Source organism: Komagataeibacter kakiaceti JCM 25156 (genome assembly GCF_000613305.1).
Genome location: NZ_BAIO01000533.1, coordinates 1 through 1545, shown reverse-complemented (window position 1 = coordinate 1545; position 1545 = coordinate 1). Strand labels below are relative to the sequence as shown.

General features: G+C 62.8%; 2 protein-coding genes. One reads left to right on the top strand and one right to left on the bottom strand.

All coding sequences use genetic code 11. From position 1 onward, the window contains the following. Positions 1-184: hypothetical protein (locus JCM25156_RS25460; protein WP_034960450.1), on the bottom strand; the 184-nt coding region annotated here is incomplete at its 3' end. A gap of 293 nt (positions 185-477) precedes the next feature. Here JCM25156_RS25460 and JCM25156_RS16265 point away from each other — a divergent pair. Beyond that, a complete protein-coding gene (locus JCM25156_RS16265; RefSeq protein WP_025813950.1) occupies positions 478-1356 on the top strand; it encodes a ferredoxin--NADP reductase in 879 nt (292 codons plus the stop codon). Positions 1357-1545: the final 189 nt, after the last annotated feature.

Sequence of the window (1545 nt, the reverse complement as noted above, 5' to 3'; positions counted from 1 at the left end):
CGGTGCACAGCGCGGAACGGAAGGCCGCGTCCTCTATCCGCTCCGCGCCGGGTTGCAGCATGCGCGCGATCACGCGCTCCAGCTTCGGGCGTTCACGGGTTTCAACATGCAGCCCGCTGGATGCGATCGCGGCGTCCAGCGCCAGCAGGGCCGGGGCGGCCCGGTCGGGGAATTCTGAGGTCATCTAGCCTATGTGCGTCATCCGGGCGGCGGGGACAATGGACTCAGTACTTGCATCATTACCGGAAATCATTGAATAGAAGCCCGCATCGTACACGTGTGACGTGACATGAGCGCCCCGGCATGGGCATTGTACGGTGAATTCGGCTTCCCGTGGCGCGTGATATATTTGTTTGTGCTGGAATTCCACGCCGTGGATGGCCTAGACATTCCCGCCTCAGCCATGCAGTGGCTGCGGCCGCATGTTCCGGGACATCCTGTGCCTGCGTTCTGTCCAGCCGGGAGAGTGATAACCTGATGTCCGATACGTTGATTATGCCAACTTCCGAAACCATGCTCACGGGGCTGGCCCCCGTGGAGGGGCAGGAAGGCGTGTTCCACCTCGCCGCGCCGAGCAAGGAATACGGTCACCTGAACGCGGAAACCGTCCTGTCGGTTCACCACTGGACGGACCGGCTGTTCAGCTTCACCACCACCCGCGACCCCGCGCTGCGCTTCGAGAACGGCCAGTTCACGATGATCGGCATCGAGGTCGAGGGCAAGCCGCTGCTGCGCGCCTACAGCATCGCCAGCGCGAATTACGAGGATCATCTCGAATTCCTGTCCATCGCGGTGCCCGATGGCCCGCTGACCTCGCGCCTGCGCCATGTGAAGGTGGGCGACAAGGTGCTGATCGGCCGCAAGCCGGTGGGTACCCTGCTGCTTGATAACCTGCGTCCGGGCCGCAACCTGTATTTCCTGTCCACCGGCACGGGGCTTGCGCCGTTCATGAGCCTGATCAAGGATCCGGAATGCTACGACCGCTACGAGCATGTGATCCTGAGCCACACGGTCCGTATCTCGGGTGAGCTGGCCTATTCCAACCACATCCGCCATGAACTGCCCGAGCATGAATTCCTGGGCGAGGACGTGGCGGGCAAGCTGCTGTACTACCCCGCCGTCACGCGCGAGGAATTCGCCGTGACCGACCGCATCACCAAGCTGATCGAGACGGGCAAGATCTTTACCGACCTGAACATCCCCGCCCTCGACCCCGAGCATGACCGTGTCATGATCTGCGGCTCGCCGGAGATGCTGGCCGATACGGAAAAGATGCTGCAGGACCGTGGCTTCGATGAGGGCAACAACTCCCACCCCGGCGCCTATGTGGTGGAAAAGGCGTTCGCCGAACGCTGATGACCCGTGTCCCGGCCCCTGACTGGCGGGGCCGGGACCTATTTCACGGGGGCCGCATCCATGCGTTGCAGTCCCTTGCCGGAATGGCGCGTGCTGGCCCGTCTTTCCGGCCGAGACAGGATGCGCAACTGGCATGAGTTATGATTTTGATCTGTTCGTCATCGGCGCGGGTTCGGGCGGGGTGCGGTG